The organism is Rickettsiales bacterium, from assembly GCA_041396965.1.
Taxonomy (GTDB): Bacteria; Pseudomonadota; Alphaproteobacteria; order Rickettsiales; family SXRF01; genus SXRF01.
The window spans coordinates 1,317,758-1,335,527 of record JAWKXN010000001.1 but is presented as its reverse complement, the minus strand read 5'-3'; the positions used below and the strand labels follow the sequence as shown (position 1 = coordinate 1,335,527).

Here is a 17,770-nt window from a genome sequence, read left to right as displayed (position 1 = left end):
TCAAAACGCCTGTCCGATACTAAAATAAACCTGAAAGGAATTATCAATATCTCTACCATTAAGTGGGAAAGCTATATCAGCCCTAATCGGTGCGAAATCAGTATAATAACGTAGTCCAAAACCACCGCTAAACAATAGTTCCTCGTCAAAATCTGGAATCGCTTTATCATAAGCGTTACCACCATCAATAAAAGTCACAAAACCATAATCCTCCATGACACGGAATCTAAGCTCCATACCGCCCTCAATAAAAGAACGTCCACCTGTTGGTAGATTATCAGAATCAAGTGGAGATACGGTATTGTACTCATAACCACGTATAGAGCCGCCGCCGCCACGATAAAAACGTTCGGTAGCTGGGATGTTTTCTATGGATGCTCCCCATATATTGCCAGCGGCAAAACGCGCGGCGAATACAGGGCTTGCTAACAGATTAAATGATTTATAGTAGGTGGTGTTTATCTCATCTTTTATAAAATATGAGCTGGAATTTATGGTATCAAAAAATGGGGTAGCATGTATATTAAATGTCCAGCCTTTTGTTGGGTTTAAGATATTATCTCTTTTATCTTTGGAGGCGAATAAAGGGATAGAAAAAAGCGCGGTATTTTCAGTAGAGTCATTATCGGTGATCTGCTCAAAGCCATATCCGACTCCAGCGCCGATTTTCCAGCCATTTTCCAGTTTACGCTCAACTGCCGCTTTTATGGTAAATCCAGTGCTTTCAAAAGCGTCGTTATCTTGTTTTTTTAATGTGGTATCAATATTTAGTTTTTGATTATCCTGTAAAAAAAAGTTTTTCTCAAATTTACCAGAAATACCACTTTCTAGCATGGATAAATTAAGTTCTGTGGAAAGTTTTTCACCATTTGATAAGAAGTTGCGATGTTCCCAGCCGCCACTTAAACCAATACCACTATCTGTGGCGTATTTAGCGCTTGCTTTTAATGAGCGGTGAGTTTTTTCTTTTATCTTAATGGTAACGGGTACTCCACCATCAATGTTTGGTGATTGTGGTAGTATAATCTCACTATCTTCTATTAAGCTAGATTTACGAAGCGCTAATTTTATATTATTTACCTCACTTTTCTTAAAACATTTATTTTGTAGGTCAGGTATTATTTTATGTAAATATGAATCAGATATTGTTTTGCTACCGTTAAATTCAATATTAGCGAATTTAGCTTGCCTTCCCATAATAACGTGATAGTCAATATTAACTTTGTCGCTAGTATTATCTACGATAGCCTCATGAAATATCTTAAAATCAAATAGACAGTTATTTTTTTGTGTCCATTTGCTGATTATTTCCTCATCTGAGATAACTTTATGCGCGATAGCAGCGTCGCCTTCTTGCGCTGACATTGAGTCTTTTAGCTTTTCTATTGTCGGTATATTTAGAGTGTCTTTATTTTTATCTTCCTTGTTATCCACTAATATACTTACTTTACCAAAAGTATAACGTGTTGATGGTATAATGGAAAATATAGCTTTTTGCTCTTTTTCGTTAATATCAAAACTTACTTTTGATTTGTAATAACCATAAGAATGTAAAGAATCCTCTATATAACTCTTCTCTTGATCAAAGTGATAATAAATATAGTTAAGGTCATTTTCTGGAATATAGGAACGTTCGTTAATTGTTGATTCAAGCTTGTTGATCAGAGTTTTTATATTGTCCTTTTCTGGATTAACCTCAGCATGTTCTTTTTGCTCAACAACGTATATCTTTACCTTATAGTTGATATTGTTTTTTTCATCGGCAAGGCTAAATGACGTTTGCGTAATGAGTATAGAGGTCACTGTTAATAGCGATATAAAATAAAAAAGAATATTTTTTGTATTTTTGAGTATGATGTAAATCACGATATTTTTATCAGTCAGGTTGTTATAATATTATTTTCTGCTAGACTCATAATACATTATAAATGTCGTAACGTAAAATTAAGTAAATTTAATAAGTAAGTCTAAAGTATGGATGATATTGACATATATAGCAAAGCCGTAAAAGAAAAACTTGAAGCGTCACTTAATTGGGTAGTTAATAACGTAATTTCCTTTGAGACGCTTATTCAGCTTGGTATAATAATAATTATTTTCCTTCTGGCAAAGATTTTCGCGAAAAATAGCGTAACATGGATAAAAGATAAGAAGGGGGACTCTAGTAAAATATCACTCCCTTGGTTTAACATATCTTATCAGGAGATATTATTCCTATTTTTCGGTATATTGTTTTTGTGGATAGCGACTTTATTCGCACAAGAATTAAAGGTTAGTTTTCAGCTTCTTAAGATAGTAGCGTCTCTTACTAGCGCATGGGCGGTCATACGTTTTACCTCAGCTACTATAAAAAGCTCATTTTGGGCAAGAACTGTGGCGATTACCCTATGGGTTCTTGCCGCGCTTAACATTATAGGCTTACTTGCTCCTACCATTGAGTTTATGGATAAATCCGCTGTCTCAATGGGTGATTTTAACGTATCATTATTGCTTGTCGTAAAAAGTATTATAGCTTTTGTTTTGTTGTTTTGGGGGGTTGGTTTCTTATCTGGAATATTGGAACATAGCTTTAAGAAAGCCTATTCATTAACGCCTTCACAGCGTGTTTTATTCTATAAACTATCTAACATAATGCTTTACGCGATAGGAGCGATAGTTGGGCTTAATATAATTGGGCTGGATCTTACCGCTCTTACTGTATTTAGTGGTGCTCTTGGTTTTGGTATTGGCTTTGGTTTACAGAAAGTTTTTTCCAATCTAATAAGCGGGATAATATTATTATTGGATAAGTCGGTAAAACCCGGTGACGTTATTTCTATTGGCGATACTTACGGTTGGGTTAACTCACTTGGCGCGAGGTATGTGTCGGTGCTTACCCGTGATGGTAAAGAGCATCTAATACCGAATGAGAATCTGATAACGCAGGAAGTGGAAAATTGGTCATATAGTGATAAAAAAGTAAGGGTGCGTATTCCGGTAGGGGTTTCTTACTCCGCTGATATTCATAAGGTTCAGAGCCTTTTATTACAGGCAGTAGAGGAAAACGAAAGAGTTTTGAGTAATCCAAAACCGGTTTGTTTACTCACTGGTTTTGGCGATAGTTCTGTGGATTTTGAGATAAGGTTATGGATAGATAATCCAGAAGATGGTATAGGTAACATTAAGAGCCAGATATATTTTCGTATATGGGATTTATTTAAGGAAAATGATATTGAAATACCTTTTCCTCAACGTGATATTAATGTAAAGTCCGAGTTTTTTGAAAAGGTTAACCAGCTAATAAATCAAGATAAGATATGACGATACCTATATTGATAACCCTGTTTACGGTTTTGGCTTTATTTATCGCTTTTGCTAGGCAAGTAGCGTCTGTTGAGTTGTTAGCGCTTGCTGCTGCTAGCTTTCTTATTATAACCGGAGTTCTTAAAACTAGTGATTTTCTTACGGTATTTAGTAATCCAGCGGCGATGACGGTTGCCGCTATGTTTATATTAAGCGCCGCTTTAGAGAAAACAGGGGTAATTGATTATTTAGGACGAGCCATACTTACCATATCAGGAAAAAGCGTTATGCTCGCTCTTGGTACGACATTTATGTTGGTATTCGCTGGTTCTTTTTTCATTAATAATACTTCTATAGTGCTTATTATGATACCGGTTATGGTAACTCTTGCCCATAATATTTCCTTGCCAGCGTCAAAATTACTGATACCACTTTCCTACGCTTCCATACTCGGTGGAACTTGTACTCTTATCGGTACGTCAACTAATCTTTTGGTTGATGGTGTGGCAAGAACGATGGGAGTCGCGGCTTTTAGTATGTTTGAGATATTTGTTCCTGGACTAATATTAGCGTTTATCGGAGGGGTATATTTATTTTTTATTGGCAAGCGATTATTGCCAGCGAGGAAATCATTATCGGAGTTTTTTGACCAGAGCTTCAAACGCCAGTATATTACTCAAATTCATATAACCGAGATTTCTGGTTTTGCAGGTAAAACGCTTAAAGAGGCAGGTTTTACTGAGGAAAATGATTATCAGCCGGTACATATTATCAAGCATAAGGATGAGCAGTCAAAAATAGCTTTATCAAGATTTTTTGGTGGTTCTGATATCGCCAAGATTTTTCGTGAGAAAATTGAGTCTAAAGATTTTACCTCTAATATAGATCCAGAAACTATATTAGAGATAGATGATCGTTTAGTCTTGATGACTGGGCAAAGGCAGATATTAAGTCAGGCGCAAAAAGAACAAGCGCAGGAAAGTGCTCCATTCGCTCCTAGTGACATAGTTGAGGATAGCACCATAGTAATGGAAGGGATAATAGCCCCTGAATCAAGCTTTGCCGGAAGGCAGATTAAAAATTTGCGATTGGGTGAGATATATAACGTACATATACTTGCGGTACATCGGCAAAAAGGCAAAATCAGTATGGATTTTGATGATGTAATACTGGAAGTTGGTGACACGTTGTTGCTTAGAGGAAAAGAATCAGAGATAAAACGTATATTTAAGAATGATGAATTGCTTAATTTGAGTAAGCCTGCGCACGAGCCTTATGATACGGAGCGAGCGCCAATCGCTATAGCCGCTGTCGCTTTTGCCATTCTTCTTGCTGTTTTTGATATATTGCCGATAGCCGGAGGAGCTTTTGTCGCGGCGGTTTCGGTTGTTTTAGTTGGGTGTATAAAAAATAATGACGCTTATAAAGCTTTACACGGTCAAGTGTTGCTTCTCATTTACTCTATGCTTGCGGTAAGCGTAGCTATGGAAAATACTGGAGCTTTGAAGTTGATAGTAGATAGTATAATGTCATTTACGGAAGGGTTGTCGCCGTTTTTTATAATTTCTATTTTATATCTTATGACATCAGCGATGACTGAAGTGTTTAGCAATAACGCGGCGGCGGTTATGTTAACGCCAATTGCCATAGGGCTTGCTAATCAGATGGGAATTGATCCTAAAGCCTTTGCCGCCGCTATTATGTTTGGAGCGAGCGCTAGCTTTGCTACTCCCATCGGGTATCAAACTAATACATTGGTGTTCAACGCTGGTGGCTATCGCTTTACCGATTATTTAAGGATAGGGCTGCCTCTTAATATAATTTTATGGATAGCCGCTTCTTTTGTGATTCCTTGGTATTGGAATATTTAGCATTTAATGTGCTGCATTTGCAAAAAACTATTATAAAGTTAATAATAGAATAACCAATATGAAATATAGTTACTCTCTTATAATTTTATATTAATTGTAAAAATAAAAAAATTGCTTGTTGCTTCTGTGTTTTTATATAAACCTGACGATGTGAGATAACATTTTATTTTTATTTGTTTGGATGATTTTTTATGTTGTATAAATTGTTTGGTCTAAATCCTGTTGATATGGCTATAGATCTGGGAACGGCTAATACTCTTGTCTATGTGAAGGGTAGGGGAATAGTGCTAAATGAGCCATCGGTGGTCGCTATGCGTGATAATCATGGTACGATGACACCTTTCGCTTTTGGTAATGAAGCTAAAATGATGCTTGGACGCACTCCCGCTAAGATTGACGCTAAGCGTCCACTTAAAGATGGTGTTATCGCTGATTTTTTATCTGCTGAGGAGATGATAAAGCATTTTATCCGCCGTGTTCATAGTAGCAGCACTAGTTTTATTCGTCCGCATCCGATGGTAGTTATTTGTGTTCCTTCTGGTTCAACTCCGGTGGAAAGAAGAGCGATTCAGGAAGCCGCTGAGAATGCTGGAGCTCGTGAGGTGTGGCTTATTGAGGAGCCAATGGCGGCGGCGATAGGCGCTGGTCTTCCGGTTACCCTTCCAACTGGTTCTATGATCGTTGATATTGGTGGTGGCACTACTGAGGTAGCGGTACTTTCGCTTGGTGGAATTGTCTATGCTCGCAGTGTAAGGGTTGGTGGTGATAAAATGGATGAGGCCATTATATCATATATACGTCGTTACGCCAATTTGCTTATAGGGGAATCAACCGCTGAAAGGATAAAGAAGGAAATAGGCGCTGCTTGCGCTCCTGAAAATGGTGATGGAAAAATGATAGAGATAAAGGGTAGGGACTTATTAAATGGTGTTCCTAAGGAGATTACGCTTTCTGAGTATCAGATAGCCGAAAGTCTTGTTGAGCCGGTTGGTCAGATAATAGAAGCGGTAAAGGTCGCTCTTGAATGTACTCCGCCTGAGCTATCATCTGATATAGTTGATAAGGGTATTGTGCTTACCGGTGGTGGGGCTATGCTGAGAAATCTTGATTTAGTTCTTTCTAACGCTACCAGCCTTCCAGTATTTATCGCTGACCATTCTTTGGATTGCGTTGCTCTTGGCTCTGGTAAAGTGTTAGAAAATCCAGATGAGTTAAAGCATGTTCTTTTCAAGCAGGAGTAGTGTGGTATCGGATACCCACAGCAGCCGTACTGCCTGAAATTACACAAAAAAACTTAGACTAATCGTCAGCGTCTATATTATCATCATCGAATGACATTCCAGACTCACTCTGGATAGAATCTTCTGACATTCTAACGCTAGAGGCAGCATCCCTAAACGCTTCTTCTACATCCGAAGGTATGTCCTCACCTTTAGTAAGAAGTTTTTGATCAGCTATATCAGATATTGGGCGTTTGAAGAAGCTTTGCATTAGATCGTCACTAATTGTATTTAGATCAATAGTTTCCTCAGCTATCTCTCTAAGCGATATAACGGAATCTTTGTCATTATCGCGCTCAACTGTTGGCGGGTTTCCAGAGGTGATTTGTTTTGCTCTTTGTGAGGCAAGCAAAACCAAATCAAAGCGGTTAGGGATTTTAGTAATGCAGTCCTCAACGGTTACGCGTGCCATGTATTTACTCCATAAATCTGAATATTTCTTTGGAAAGAGTGGATTTTTATAGTAAAAAGCTGTAAATAGCAAGTAATATAGTATCTCTACTTAATTTTTTCTGAAAAAAAGTTAAGTAGACGTTCAGACACTGCTGAGGCTTACACCGCGCGAGCGGCTTCTTGCGGTTGCGACCTTGTTATTCGAAATAAGAATTTCTTATTTCAAATTACTATAAAATTTAATAGGATACTGGTTATATATGGCTGAAATACATAATATGTTGGAAAAGAAAGATAAAAAGCTGGTGCGTCCTGACTGGATACGGGTTAAGGCTCCGACTTCCAAAGAGTACGCTAAGACTCGTGATATTATTCATGGGCTTAAGCTCAATACCGTGTGTGAAGAGGCGGCGTGTCCGAATATCGGGGAATGTTGGAGCCAAAAACACGCTACCGTTATGATAATGGGTGATACCTGCACTCGTGCCTGTGCTTTTTGTAATGTAAAGACGGGAGTTCCCGGCGCATTAAATCCGCATGAGCCAGAGAATTTGGCGCAAGCGATAGCTGAACTTGGGCTTAAGCATGTGGTGATAACCTCAGTTGACCGTGATGATTTGCCCGATGGTGGCGCGAAACATTTCGCTGAATGTATTGAAGCGGTACGCAGGCGTTCGCCAAATACGACAATAGAAGTGTTAACACCTGATTTTCTGCGTAAGGAAGAGGGAATAAAAATTGTCGCTGATGCTCGTCCTGATGTGTTTAATCATAATATTGAGACTGTTCCTCGTCTTTATAAAACCATAAGACCAAGTGCCAGATATTTTAGCTCTCTGCATTTGCTGAAGACTGTTAAGGAAATGAATCCGTCAGTATTTACCAAGTCTGGGATAATGGTGGGAATTGGTGAGACAAAAGAGGAGGTCATTCAGGTGATGGATGATTTTAGGGAAGCGGATGTTGATTTTATAACTATCGGGCAATATTTGCAGCCAACTCCGGCGCATGCTCCGGTTGATCGTTACGTTACTCCTGATGAGTTTGAATATTACGCGAGGCAGGCACGAGTTAAGGGATTTCTGATGGTGTCATCATCACCGCTTACTCGCTCTAGCTATCACGCGGCGGATGATTTCGCTAAAATGCAAGCGGCTAGGGACGTGATGCTTGCTAAAAATAAGAATAAGTAAGCTTACGGTAGGTTTATCAATGACAGCTAAACGTTTTGAGTTTTTCCCTTTCCTGATTGTATCTATAATATACGCGTTTTACGCGTTCGCTGGTTTTGAGGAAAATAAAAATATTGGGACTTTTCATATAAAAAGTGAGGAAATAGAAAAAATTAATAAAAATGATGATGGTTCTTTAACTATAAAACTAACCGCTGGGGCAAAGGATAGATTCGCTCAATATACCGCTGATAATATTGGTAAAAAATTACAAGTTTTTTTGGGTAGAGATATAAAAATATTACAGGCGACCATTAGTGCGAATATTGATTCCGGTGTGATTGAGGTACAAAAACCCTCTGATGAATTGTTGGGAGAGGTGAATAAATGGGTAGAAATGAATAAAGATTTGGTGTCGCAATAAATGCCAATACATAGTGAAAGACAGATTTCCCCATATTTACCGCAGCGATTATTTGATCTGGTGGTTGATATTGAAAAATATCCACAGTTTTTGCCGTGGTGTCGGGCGGCACGGGTAATAGAGCGTAAAGAAAATGAGTTTTTAGGAGAGCTAGTAATTTCTTTTTCGCACATTACCCAGAGCTATACCTCAAAAGTGACAGTTACACCACCTTCTGAAAATTGTGAGGCAAATATTGATGTTGTTATGGTCAAAGGACCTTTTGAGCATTTAACTAATAGCTGGAGGTTTACCCCAGATAAACAGGGAACTATTATTGATTTTACCTTGGATTTTAAGTTTCGCTCACGCATACTTGAAAAACTTATTGGTAAATTATTTGGTAAAGCGACGGAGAAAATGGTAGGAGCGTTTAAGAAAAGGGCTGATGAACTGTATGGGAATAAATGTTGACAGTTACGTTGAGTTCTGTTTTTTGACATCTAATGATTTATATAATAAGCGTGAGTAAACAGGTGGTCGCCAGCCTAAGCGGCACTTGAGCGGAAATAGTCACTAGGCTGTATTAAGACGGTGATTATATTATTTATGGACAGGTGGCCGAGTGGTCGAAGGCGCACGCCTGGAAAGTGTGTATAGGGGAGACTCTATCGCGGGTTCGAATCCCGCCCTGTCCGCCATTGATTCTTAGTTTTCCATTGTAATCAATAGCCTACCAGCAAAAGCCCCGCAGTTCCGGGGCATTTGGACTGTATGGTTTTATCGGAACTCACTGCGAGAACTGAAATTTAGAGAAATTATCCTGCAAAAATGCATAAAGTCTCATATGGGAAGTTTTGTGGTGCGTTTAGCATTAACATAAGCAAGCCTTGGAACAATGATACCTTCATATATGAAGCTTCCTATAAAATGCAGTACGGGCAACCGCAGAAGCTTTGCAAATATTTGGTAGCGTGACAGGTGTGACCATATCTCTATTGAGGCATCAACACCATTTGCCACCTCACCATTAGCTTTGAGCACGTACATGCGGCGCTGTATATCTTCCTTGCTCAAACCATATTGTTTTAAAGCATCTGGATTTGAAGTGATGTCATAGAAGTCCATCGGTGCGCCGGATTGATCCTTTAACTTGCAATAGTGAGTCATCTCACCGTCGCATACCGGGCACTCAGAGTTATAATATATCTGAGCAATACCACTGACTTCTTTTTTATCACCTGAAATAATACGCTCAAATGACTGGTGCAGTTCAGGGTACAGAAATTCAAATCCGGCGGCCCCAGCTTTTTGAGGTATAACTTTCTGGCCGTTTAAAAACAAGTCTGCCATATCCTTTAAAAGGAACCTAAAAATGAAACCCGACGCCCACATAAAGACCGGGCGATTGACAGCTTTACCTAACGTTTTCATAAAACTTTTTTGAGTCGCGGGATTAGGTGCAGTGGCGTTGACCGCACCTGTGATTTTTGGTTTAGATACAATAAACTGCATCAGGCGAATAATATCATAAAGATCAATCCAGCTCATATATTGCTGACCGCTACCCATTACCATGCCGCCATAGAATTTAGTAGAAAGTAGCATTGGTGTTAATATCCCGCCATTACCATCTAATACCAAACCGATACGAAGACGAACTACACGCAGACCATATTCTTCTGCTTGGGCGGTTTCTTCTTCCCATTGTTGACAAAGGCTTGCCATAAAATCTGTTTTGCTATCGCTTTCTTCTGTCATGGTTTCATTGCCGCGGTTGCCGTAATAACCGATAGCAGAGCCATTAAGAAGAAGTTCCGGTTTTTGCTTTAACCTGCCGATAAGTTCTACAAGGTTTTTAGTAGTATTTAAGCGGCTATCAAAGAACTTTTGCTTACGGGCTTTTGTCCACAGGCCTCCTGCAAGCGCTTCTCCTGCAAGGTTAATAACAACATCAATTTTATCGCTGTTTTTAATTGATACCAGATCGTCAATAGCTGTAACGTGTGGGCCAAATTTATAAGTTACCTTTTCTTTATCACGGCTAAGAGCAATAACATCATTGCCTTCTTCTATAAATTTTCTAACCAATGCAGTACCAATAAAACCGGTAGCACCTGTGATAAGGTAGGTTTTAGGATTATCATTTTTACCTTTTTTAAACGGCTTTCTTTGCCATTCCGGTACTTTTAGAATATGCAGTTTCATTACAGCAATTGCGTTTCTAATACCCCAAACAAGGACTCCAACGGCAAAGGCTGTAAACATCCATGACCATATGCCATAATTAACAGATACCATCATAGTATCATTGCCATACCATCCACTTAATACCGGATAAAAAACCGCTAAGAATATGCCAATACTGATAGCCAGAATAGTATGCAGCACTCTTTCAAATGGAGGCAATAGCCTTGTTTTGTCTTCAATAACAAAGTCACAAAGAGTGACAACGAGTTCGGTTATAAGCAGAGCGCCTAATACTATAGCCCATGCACCGTGCCACTGCCACCACGCCAACCCAAAGAAGATAACGGCATAAATCATTTCACGTATGAAGTGGAATGTAAGCTCATGCCTTGCGCTTGGTTTTGAAGGTAGTTTTTCTGTTAGTTCATGGTGATAAAAATTATCAAATGCTCCTAAGATCACTTGCACCAGCATTATCGTAAATACAGTATTCATTGTTGACCTCCTTTACTCATAAACACACCATCCTGAAAAAATGTTTGGCCAAAATACTTATGGTCAAAAGACATGCGGAATCTGAAAGCGCCGTTTCCTTCGTCAATGTGGGCAACGTGTAATCTGCCCGGAGTTAGAATGGACGGCAGGCGCATATAAAAACTGCCAATTTTGATGCAATATTTATTGCTGACAAAATGCAAATTACCGTCTTCTTCATAGACTTCCAGAATCATGTTAAGCCCGCTGCCCACGCGCTCCATTAATCCATATTTGCTATCAACCACTTTAAGTGACGATACGGTTATCGGCGCTTTGTTATTGAAATGAAAAACACGCTGCCAGCAAATGCCTTCGCCTTTTTGAAAAACAGATACATCAACTTTTGCGCTCTCTGCCTGATCGGCCACCAACGGGCTGCCAAATAATTTGCAGATATATGAAAATAGCAGGCCAAGCTTAGATCTTCTAACGATCATATTTCCGGCGTAGTTATGGGTATATTTCCCTTCAGCCATTGCATCAAAACGCATCTTAATAGCCGGAGATAATTTTTGCCAGCCACCACCTTTCGCAAGATGCCTGAAGTCTGCGATATGCTCTTTAGGTTCAGCTATGTTTATTGCGGGTATAACGTGTTCAATCATGACTTTCTCCTTGAATTTTTATTTTAGGAGAAACCTGTATTTCTTATCTAATACCCCATATACTGCTCCGCAGACAGCTCCGGTAAACATAAATGCTACTATAAGAATCGAGTCTTTTGCATTTGAAACCGTATTTGCGAACCATAAATATAGGAATAATGGGCTTGCCAATCCACCAATGGCATATGCCCAGATAGGAGAGTCTTTGATCCCTTTGATAATGGAGATAGCTATTGTATATGGAATCACAGTAAAAGCTGTACCAAACATTGCAAAAAACAGCACGCCTGCTATGAAATTTCCAATATCAGCATTAAAAGAACCGCTAAATATACTGATCAGCAACCCAAGCATGGCAGCTGCTAAGATATTGGCAAGCATGAATAATAGGAGATGTTTTATAAAACCTAAAATTATATTCTTCATGTCATCATCCTATTTGTATTAACAGTTACTTTATAATTTTCACCACTTTAGCACCTAACTTCATCAAGGCCTTTAAAACGGGCCTAGGCACGGTCAGCATATCTTGGTACCATCTATTGCTTTCTTCTAAAAATTTGTGCATATTTTCGATTTTCTTTTTCACATCATCTGGTGTCGCTTTGTCACCTTCAAGCTTCTCAGAGCATTTACGTAGCATCTCAAGAGCCGGATCTATTTCACGGACTTTTCTGCCTTCGGCAATTGCCATAACCATATCCCACGGTTCTTGTATGGCTTCAAAATGGTCGCGCCTATCACCCATAACATGAGATAAATGCACCAGCTTCCAGCTTTGTAGCTCCTTAAGGCTGTTGCTTACATTTGAGCGAGCAATTTTTAAAATCTCCTGAATTTCATCTGCTGGAAGCGGCTTATCAGAAAGATATAATAGCGCATGTATCTGAGCCACGGAGCGGTTAACCCCCCAGCGAGCACCCATTTCACCCCAGAACAAGATAAATTCTTCCATGTTTTTGGTAATCTCCATAACGCTCCTCTTTGTTTATTTAATTTCTGTAAATTCAGAAATAACATAAATTACTGTAATTGTCAAATCTATATGTTATAATTGCGGTATGAATAAAGAACAAAAAGGCGATGTATGGTTTGTATATGATGGAGATTGCCCAATCTGCCAGAGGGCCGCATCTGCTTTGCGTATCAAAAAAGCCGTTGGCAGCCTCAATCTAGTCAATGCAAGAGAAGATAAAGACCATCCGGTTTTGCATGAGGTGAACCAACGCAATCTTGATCTTGACGATGGCATGGTTATCAAGTTCCAAGATAATTATTACCATGGAGCTGGTGCGTTATATATCATGGCTATGCTTGGCACCAACAGGGGATGGTTCAATCGTATGAACTATTTGCTATTTAGATCAAGAGTCTTTGCTAAGATATGCTATCCGACCATGCGAGCCACAAGGAATATGGCAATCAGATTAAAGGGGGTAAGTAAAATAAATAACCTATACGATAAAAACCAACCAACCTTTCAAGCCGTGTTTGGCGATATGTGGGATAAAGTACCGCCGGTAATTCGCACACGTTATGCCAATCGGCCTTACTCCAACGATAAGATTACCGTTAAAGGTGAAATGGATATAACCTATTCACCAATAATTAGGATATTACTTCCAGCACTCAAAATATTTGGCGCATTAATGCCCTATGAAGGCAAAAATATTTCGGCAACCATCCATTTTCATAGCGAACCGGATTCAAACGCCTTTTGTTTTGACCGCATTATGCATTACCCAGATGGAAAAGAAGGAAAATTCCAATCAAAGATGTATCCTTATAAAGATCATCAAGTCTTGGAATATATCCGTTTTGGTGTCGGCCTAAAATTAAAATATGAATATGACGGGAAGGACACAGTTTATCTCAAACACCAAGGTTACTTCTGGAAAATATTTGGTATATTAATTCCAATGCCGTTCAGCCTTATTTTTGGCAAAGCTTTCGGTGAGGAAATAGCTATTGACGATAATAGCTTTAAAATGAAAGCCGGAGCGCAGCATTTCTTGTTTGGTACAACTTTTGAATATAAGGGTAAGTTTAAAATTACTAATCCGGTTACATATGACTAACGAAACCACCATCAAACAAATAATCAATGTTAATTATGCGGGAGAATACGGCGCCATCCGCCTATATAAGGCAATGATTCTGGTTGCTAATGTCTTTCATAAACCGCTACTTACAACTCTGCAAACTATCTTAAGCGACGAGCAAAAACATTGTGATATATTCCGTAGCATCATGCCAAAATACAATATGGTGCCATGCCGTCTGACGTGGATTTGGGGTGTTGCTGGATTCTTTCTTGGTATTGGCACGGCACTGCTTGGCAAGCGTTCTTTGCTAATTTGTGTTAAAGCTGCTGAAAATACCGCACATAGTCACCTTCAGGCGCAGTCAAAGTTTCTTGCAAACAAAGATAATGATCTGACCCAAATAATAAATGACGTTCATATAGAAGAGCATAAGCACGTTGAGCTATCAGAGGAAGGGCTTAAAAAAGGTAAACGCCACTTTTATGAGCCATTTTTATATAAGGCGATTTATCAAATATGTCAGGCAACAATGTGGTTGGTTACAAAGGGTGAATCGAGCAACATGCGGAAAACTTTAATAATTTACCGAAACTCCTAACAGTTTCCGTTGTTCCTGCCAATCATATGCTCTAATGGCGAATAATTTTTCGACAGTCCATTCGGCAGAGTGTAAACCTTCAATAATCATCTCAATGATATCTGGCGCAAGGAAACGCAGGCGCATAACGCGGCTAACATAGGTGGCTGAGTTGATATTATTTTCTTCGGCAATTTCGGTGATAGTTGTTTTCTCGCCTGAGATCAATTGCTCATTCCAAAGGAAGCTGCGAGCGATAGCTTTTATAAGCTGCATGTTTTTATTGGATGCAATATTGCCAATAATAACTTTGCTGCCGTTATTGGTTGCGGCAAGTTTGATCTCGCGAGTAAGATGTATTCGTCCTTCAGGATTTTCAGCTTTTCCTCCAGCCATATTTCCCTGCAAAGCTTGAATTAGCCTATCGGCACATAAATATATATGCACCTTACTGTCGGATAGTTCTATTCTATGAACAACCGAGCGGATAAATGCACTCTCTTTGTCTATATCATCAAATTTAAGATTCTGCGCCATATCCATCAGCTTCTTTTGCAGGTCAAGCTGTTCAGATTGCAGATAATATTGCAATGCCTCACCATGCTTCAGAAAAGCCAATATTTCTGATTTTACCAAATACTCAATTTCATATGCGGGGATATTTGGCAGGCTTCAGGCTTTGTGTGCATAACCCTGAATAATTGCCTGCGAAATGTAATATCGATAATGCAGCTTCCGGGTTCGGCTATGTTTTTGGCTCATGTGATTACCACGATCATCGAATAGTAAACCGGTTAGAAGGCATGGGGATTTTGTACCTGCCTTGCCAAATTCCCTCCGACGATTGCTTGCAATAACTGCCTGCACTTTTTCAAAAACTCCCTGTAAATTTGCCATTATCAGGGAATTGGCGTATGAGAGTATAGCTATGGTTTGCTGTAGCACCGCCATATAACCTGTTTCATAACGTCCGATAAAGTCTAGAAATCTAGAAAAAGCAAGCAGAAGTAAGGGCTTTAGTGTCTTTTGCCGTCCAAAGAGATTTGTTAAAATATACTCACATTATGAGTAATACGCAATTAAGCTATTAATGCTAACATTTGTGAGAACTGGTGAGTTAATAGGTGCGAAGTGGGAAGAGATTAACTGAGATAAGGAAGAATGGCATACAGTCTGTAGCGTGAAAAGAATGACTCACTTGGTCTGAGTTGTAGAGTTTTTTACTCCTTAATTCTTTAGTTATCTATTTCCTAGTACCTTAATATTTCATAGAAGGTTTAGCGGGAAGTCGTGAGAATATCGGATCGGTAATAACCGGTGACAGACAGGAAATTAGCCACAAAGGTATATGGATGAGGAGAGGGAATGCTATCCGCCTTTTTTTCTTAGTTAGTCCGCTAACTATTATATTTGCCGCTTTTTCCACACTCATTATCAGTGGCATTGGAAAATCATTAACGTCAGTCATCGGGGTTGTTATGTAGCTTGGACAGATGACACTTATATATACATTATCTTTAATCAGAACACCTCTTAACGCCTCTCCATAATAACGCACACAAGCTTTTGACGCGCTGTAGGCCGGTGAGCTAGGCAGGGCACGAATTCCAGCAAGTGAGCTCATAATGGCTATCTGCCCTGATTTTCTAGCTTTCATCAAAGGAATTACTGGTTGTACTGTATTTATTACTCCATCAATATTAGTAGCGAATATTTCCCTTACTTGTTTGCCATCTTCGCCATTTTGTCCTAATCCCGCTGAAATTCCGGCATTTGCTATAACTATATCAAGAGGAGTATTGCTATCTACTTGCTTGATCCATCTTTCCATACCATTCGTGTCGGTAACATCTATTATTTTAGTATGTACAGTAGCTCCGTTATTGCGGCATTTATTGGCTATTTCCTCTAATCTTTCTGTATTTCTTCCCTGTAGATACAAAGTCGCGCCATCTTTGGAGTATTTCTCGGCAAGGCCTGCTCCTATACCGCTGCTAGCGCCGGTTATCAGGATGTTTTGCGTTTTTTTCATAAAAGTTTAATCAATTTGTGAATAATATGGTTCTTATATAGTAGTGGCTGGAATAATAATAAAAGTAGGAATATATGTCTAAAAAAAAATCGGTTTGTGTGTTTTGTGGGGCTTCGGATAATGTTGATAAAAAATTTCTGGAAATAGGAGCGGAATTTGGAAAGTTACTTGCTAAGCGTGATATAACACTGGTTTATGGTGGTGGTGATTGCGGGGTTATGGGAGCTGTCGCCAATTCATCAATGAAACATGGTGGTTATGCTGTTGGTGTATTTCCTCGTTCGTTGCGTAATATAGAAAATGAGCATAAATCCCTTTCCGAGATCACTATTGTTGATACAATGCACGAACGTAAGCAAAATATGTTTGACCGTTCGGATGCGTTTATCGTGTTTCCCGGTGGTTTTGGTACGATGGATGAGATGTTTGAGATAATAACTTGGAAACAGCTCATGCTTCACGACAAGCCAGTAGTAATATTTAACTATCAAGGTTATTGGGATCCACTTATAGAATTGATGAAAAATATTATAGAAAATCGCTTCGCCAAAGCGGAGGTCGCCACTTACTATCATGTGGTTGACGAACTGGAAGATATTATGGACGTGCTGGGATATTAAAAAATCAGCGTTCGGCTGCTTGATTTGCCTTCTTTAACTTTTCTAAAGCCTGTGGCGCGATTTCTCCAAGAACTTCTTCTGAGACTCTGAATTCTTTGGGTGTATTATACTCGCTGGTACCGGTTGCCTCCAGCAATTTATACGCTTTTTCTGTATAGTTTTTAACTCCTAATTCTTTTAACGCTGTGGCAAGCCCCTTGCTGGTAACATTTATGGTGATTTTATCGTCTGTGGACTCTGATTTAACAGTATCTTTAGCAGCAATTCTTCCTTCTTTATTATCTTTTTCTTTACCTTTAGTAGCGTGTCCTTTACTATCATCTTTTTGATGTACTCCTTCTTGCTCTCTTATCGCTCTATCTCTTTCTTCTTGCTCTTGCCTTTGCTGTTCACGTTGACGTCGCCCTATAGCTTCTATCTCTGCTCTTTGCTCTTCGGTAAGTTCAGGTATTACTGTGCTTCGTACAAACAAAAATTTTTGTGGGCGGGTGTTGTCTCTTTGTTCATAATGCCTTACCGCCTTACCTTGTATATGCTCATCAACATTATAGACCCTGTGCCCTCCATCACTATGACTTTTATCTCTACCTTCTATGGCCTTCCCAGTTTCAGTGTCAAAAAATTCCCGCTGCCCAGTTTTCCGATTGTGCCTTATACCTACATTCTCTGATGTATAATGCCCATTTCTAGCATTTTGTTTATTTTGTTCTGTTCTGTCTTTATATTGTTCTGACATATGATTGCTCTCCCATAAGTAAGTATT

Annotated in this window: 18 protein-coding genes and 1 tRNA gene; 10 read left to right on the top strand and 9 right to left on the bottom strand. The window is 39.1% G+C overall.

The genetic code is table 11. The features are described 5' to 3' along the window. Window positions 1-1,803: a BamA/TamA family outer membrane protein gene (locus R3D71_06930; GenBank protein ID MEZ5691380.1), complete on the bottom strand. Its 1,803-nt coding sequence runs from the start codon at window positions 1,801-1,803 to the stop codon at window positions 1-3. Window positions 1,804-1,974: 171 nt separating this feature from the next. On the opposite strand from R3D71_06930, the gene R3D71_06925 reads away from it, so the two are divergent. The 3 genes from R3D71_06925 (at window position 1,975) to R3D71_06915 (ending at window position 6,394) form a co-directional block, all read left to right on the top strand. Beyond that, window positions 1,975-3,300, top strand: a complete 1,326-nt coding sequence (locus tag R3D71_06925; protein ID MEZ5691379.1) for a mechanosensitive ion channel — start codon at window positions 1,975-1,977, stop codon at window positions 3,298-3,300. Then, window positions 3,297-5,153 carry an SLC13 family permease gene (locus R3D71_06920; protein ID MEZ5691378.1) on the top strand — a complete coding sequence of 619 codons (1,857 nt, stop codon included), beginning with the start codon at window positions 3,297-3,299 and terminating at the stop codon, window positions 5,151-5,153. The genes R3D71_06925 and R3D71_06920 overlap by 4 nt, the downstream gene beginning before the upstream one ends. Window positions 5,154-5,344: 191 nt before the next feature. After that, on the top strand, window positions 5,345-6,394 hold the full coding sequence (locus R3D71_06915) for a rod shape-determining protein (GenBank protein MEZ5691377.1): 1,050 nt from the start codon (window positions 5,345-5,347) through the stop codon (window positions 6,392-6,394). A 58-nt stretch (window positions 6,395-6,452) separates the two neighbouring features. Here the strand turns inward: R3D71_06915 and rpoZ are convergent, their stop codons facing one another. Next, window positions 6,453-6,845 carry a DNA-directed RNA polymerase subunit omega gene (gene rpoZ, locus R3D71_06910; GenBank protein ID MEZ5691376.1) on the bottom strand — a complete coding sequence of 131 codons (393 nt, stop codon included), beginning with the start codon at window positions 6,843-6,845 and terminating at the stop codon, window positions 6,453-6,455. Window positions 6,846-7,086: 241 nt separating this feature from the next. On the opposite strand from rpoZ, the gene lipA reads away from it, so the two are divergent. The 4 genes from lipA to R3D71_06890 all read left to right on the top strand — a co-directional run bounded on the left by lipA (window position 7,087) and on the right by R3D71_06890 (window position 9,102). Then, a complete protein-coding gene (lipA, locus tag R3D71_06905) occupies window positions 7,087-8,019 on the top strand; it encodes a lipoyl synthase (GenBank protein ID MEZ5691375.1) in 933 nt (310 codons plus the stop codon). A 19-nt stretch (window positions 8,020-8,038) separates the two neighbouring features. Then, complete coding sequence (locus R3D71_06900; GenBank protein MEZ5691374.1) at window positions 8,039-8,422, top strand: hypothetical protein; 384 nt, start codon at window positions 8,039-8,041, stop codon at window positions 8,420-8,422. Then, a complete protein-coding gene (locus R3D71_06895; GenBank protein MEZ5691373.1) occupies window positions 8,423-8,875 on the top strand; it encodes a type II toxin-antitoxin system RatA family toxin in 453 nt (150 codons plus the stop codon). It abuts the gene before it with no gap. A gap of 137 nt (window positions 8,876-9,012) precedes the next feature. After that, window positions 9,013-9,102, top strand: a tRNA-Ser gene (locus R3D71_06890). 142 nt (window positions 9,103-9,244) lie between these two features. On the opposite strand, the gene R3D71_06885 is transcribed toward R3D71_06890, so the two are convergent. Genes R3D71_06885 through R3D71_06870 form a run of 4 tightly spaced genes read right to left on the bottom strand, consistent with a single transcriptional unit; the run spans window position 9,245 to window position 12,706 of the window. Beyond that, window positions 9,245-11,086: a TIGR01777 family oxidoreductase gene (locus R3D71_06885; protein MEZ5691372.1), complete on the bottom strand. Its 1,842-nt coding sequence runs from the start codon at window positions 11,084-11,086 to the stop codon at window positions 9,245-9,247. Continuing rightward, a complete protein-coding gene (locus R3D71_06880) occupies window positions 11,083-11,733 on the bottom strand; it encodes a DUF4166 domain-containing protein (protein MEZ5691371.1) in 651 nt (216 codons plus the stop codon). Before R3D71_06880 ends, R3D71_06885 begins: the two co-directional genes overlap by 4 nt. 18 nt (window positions 11,734-11,751) lie before the next feature. Then, complete coding sequence (locus R3D71_06875; GenBank protein MEZ5691370.1) at window positions 11,752-12,159, bottom strand: hypothetical protein; 408 nt, start codon at window positions 12,157-12,159, stop codon at window positions 11,752-11,754. Between the two features lie 25 nt (window positions 12,160-12,184). Beyond that, a complete protein-coding gene (locus tag R3D71_06870; GenBank protein MEZ5691369.1) occupies window positions 12,185-12,706 on the bottom strand; it encodes a MarR family transcriptional regulator in 522 nt (173 codons plus the stop codon). 88 nt (window positions 12,707-12,794) lie between these two features. On the opposite strand from R3D71_06870, the gene R3D71_06865 reads away from it, so the two are divergent. After that, window positions 12,795-13,811, top strand: coding sequence for a DUF4166 domain-containing protein (locus R3D71_06865; protein ID MEZ5691368.1), 1,017 nt, complete (start codon window positions 12,795-12,797; stop codon window positions 13,809-13,811). Next, window positions 13,804-14,376, top strand: a complete 573-nt coding sequence (locus tag R3D71_06860) for a demethoxyubiquinone hydroxylase family protein (protein ID MEZ5691367.1) — start codon at window positions 13,804-13,806, stop codon at window positions 14,374-14,376. Before R3D71_06865 ends, R3D71_06860 begins: the two co-directional genes overlap by 8 nt. Here the strand turns inward: R3D71_06860 and R3D71_06855 are convergent. Both R3D71_06855 and R3D71_06850 read right to left on the bottom strand, forming a co-directional pair. Beyond that, window positions 14,353-14,991 carry a hypothetical protein gene (locus R3D71_06855; GenBank protein ID MEZ5691366.1) on the bottom strand — a complete coding sequence of 213 codons (639 nt, stop codon included), beginning with the start codon at window positions 14,989-14,991 and terminating at the stop codon, window positions 14,353-14,355. The genes R3D71_06860 and R3D71_06855 overlap by 24 nt on opposite strands. A gap of 622 nt (window positions 14,992-15,613) precedes the next feature. Continuing rightward, the gene (locus R3D71_06850; protein ID MEZ5691365.1) at window positions 15,614-16,387 is read right to left on the bottom strand and encodes an SDR family NAD(P)-dependent oxidoreductase; all 774 of its coding nucleotides are present in this window, start codon (window positions 16,385-16,387) and stop codon (window positions 15,614-15,616) included. Between the two features lie 74 nt (window positions 16,388-16,461). On the opposite strand from R3D71_06850, the gene R3D71_06845 reads away from it, so the two are divergent. Then, window positions 16,462-17,007 (top strand): TIGR00730 family Rossman fold protein, encoded by a 546-nt coding sequence (locus tag R3D71_06845; protein ID MEZ5691364.1) that lies wholly within the window; start codon window positions 16,462-16,464, stop codon window positions 17,005-17,007. 4 nt (window positions 17,008-17,011) lie between these two features. Here R3D71_06845 and R3D71_06840 read toward each other — a convergent pair whose 3' ends face one another. Further along, window positions 17,012-17,743, bottom strand: coding sequence for a hypothetical protein (locus R3D71_06840; protein ID MEZ5691363.1), 732 nt, complete (start codon window positions 17,741-17,743; stop codon window positions 17,012-17,014). Between the last annotated feature and the right edge of the window lie 27 nt (window positions 17,744-17,770).

Bases quoted from the DNA above. Each gene is read 5' to 3' on its own strand.
- R3D71_06870 (MEZ5691369.1), bottom strand. From the start codon at position 12,706: ATGGAGATTACCAAAAACATGGAAGAATTTATCTTGTTCTGGGGTGAA.
- R3D71_06865 (MEZ5691368.1), top strand. From the start codon at position 12,795: ATGAATAAAGAACAAAAAGGCGATGTATGGTTTGTATATGATGGAGAT.
- R3D71_06845 (MEZ5691364.1), top strand. From the start codon at position 16,462: ATGTCTAAAAAAAAATCGGTTTGTGTGTTTTGTGGGGCTTCGGATAAT.
- R3D71_06850 (MEZ5691365.1), bottom strand. From the start codon at position 16,387: ATGAAAAAAACGCAAAACATCCTGATAACCGGCGCTAGCAGCGGTATA.
- R3D71_06840 (MEZ5691363.1), bottom strand. From the start codon at position 17,743: ATGTCAGAACAATATAAAGACAGAACAGAACAAAATAAACAAAATGCT.
- R3D71_06900 (MEZ5691374.1), top strand. From the start codon at position 8,039: ATGACAGCTAAACGTTTTGAGTTTTTCCCTTTCCTGATTGTATCTATA.
- rpoZ (MEZ5691376.1), bottom strand. From the start codon at position 6,845: ATGGCACGCGTAACCGTTGAGGACTGCATTACTAAAATCCCTAACCGC.
- R3D71_06885 (MEZ5691372.1), bottom strand. From the start codon at position 11,086: ATGAATACTGTATTTACGATAATGCTGGTGCAAGTGATCTTAGGAGCA.
- R3D71_06920 (MEZ5691378.1), top strand. From the start codon at position 3,297: ATGACGATACCTATATTGATAACCCTGTTTACGGTTTTGGCTTTATTT.
- R3D71_06925 (MEZ5691379.1), top strand. From the start codon at position 1,975: ATGGATGATATTGACATATATAGCAAAGCCGTAAAAGAAAAACTTGAA.
- R3D71_06895 (MEZ5691373.1), top strand. From the start codon at position 8,423: ATGCCAATACATAGTGAAAGACAGATTTCCCCATATTTACCGCAGCGA.
- R3D71_06860 (MEZ5691367.1), top strand. From the start codon at position 13,804: ATGACTAACGAAACCACCATCAAACAAATAATCAATGTTAATTATGCG.
- R3D71_06875 (MEZ5691370.1), bottom strand. From the start codon at position 12,159: ATGAAGAATATAATTTTAGGTTTTATAAAACATCTCCTATTATTCATG.
- lipA (MEZ5691375.1), top strand. From the start codon at position 7,087: ATGGCTGAAATACATAATATGTTGGAAAAGAAAGATAAAAAGCTGGTG.
- R3D71_06915 (MEZ5691377.1), top strand. From the start codon at position 5,345: ATGTTGTATAAATTGTTTGGTCTAAATCCTGTTGATATGGCTATAGAT.
- R3D71_06880 (MEZ5691371.1), bottom strand. From the start codon at position 11,733: ATGATTGAACACGTTATACCCGCAATAAACATAGCTGAACCTAAAGAG.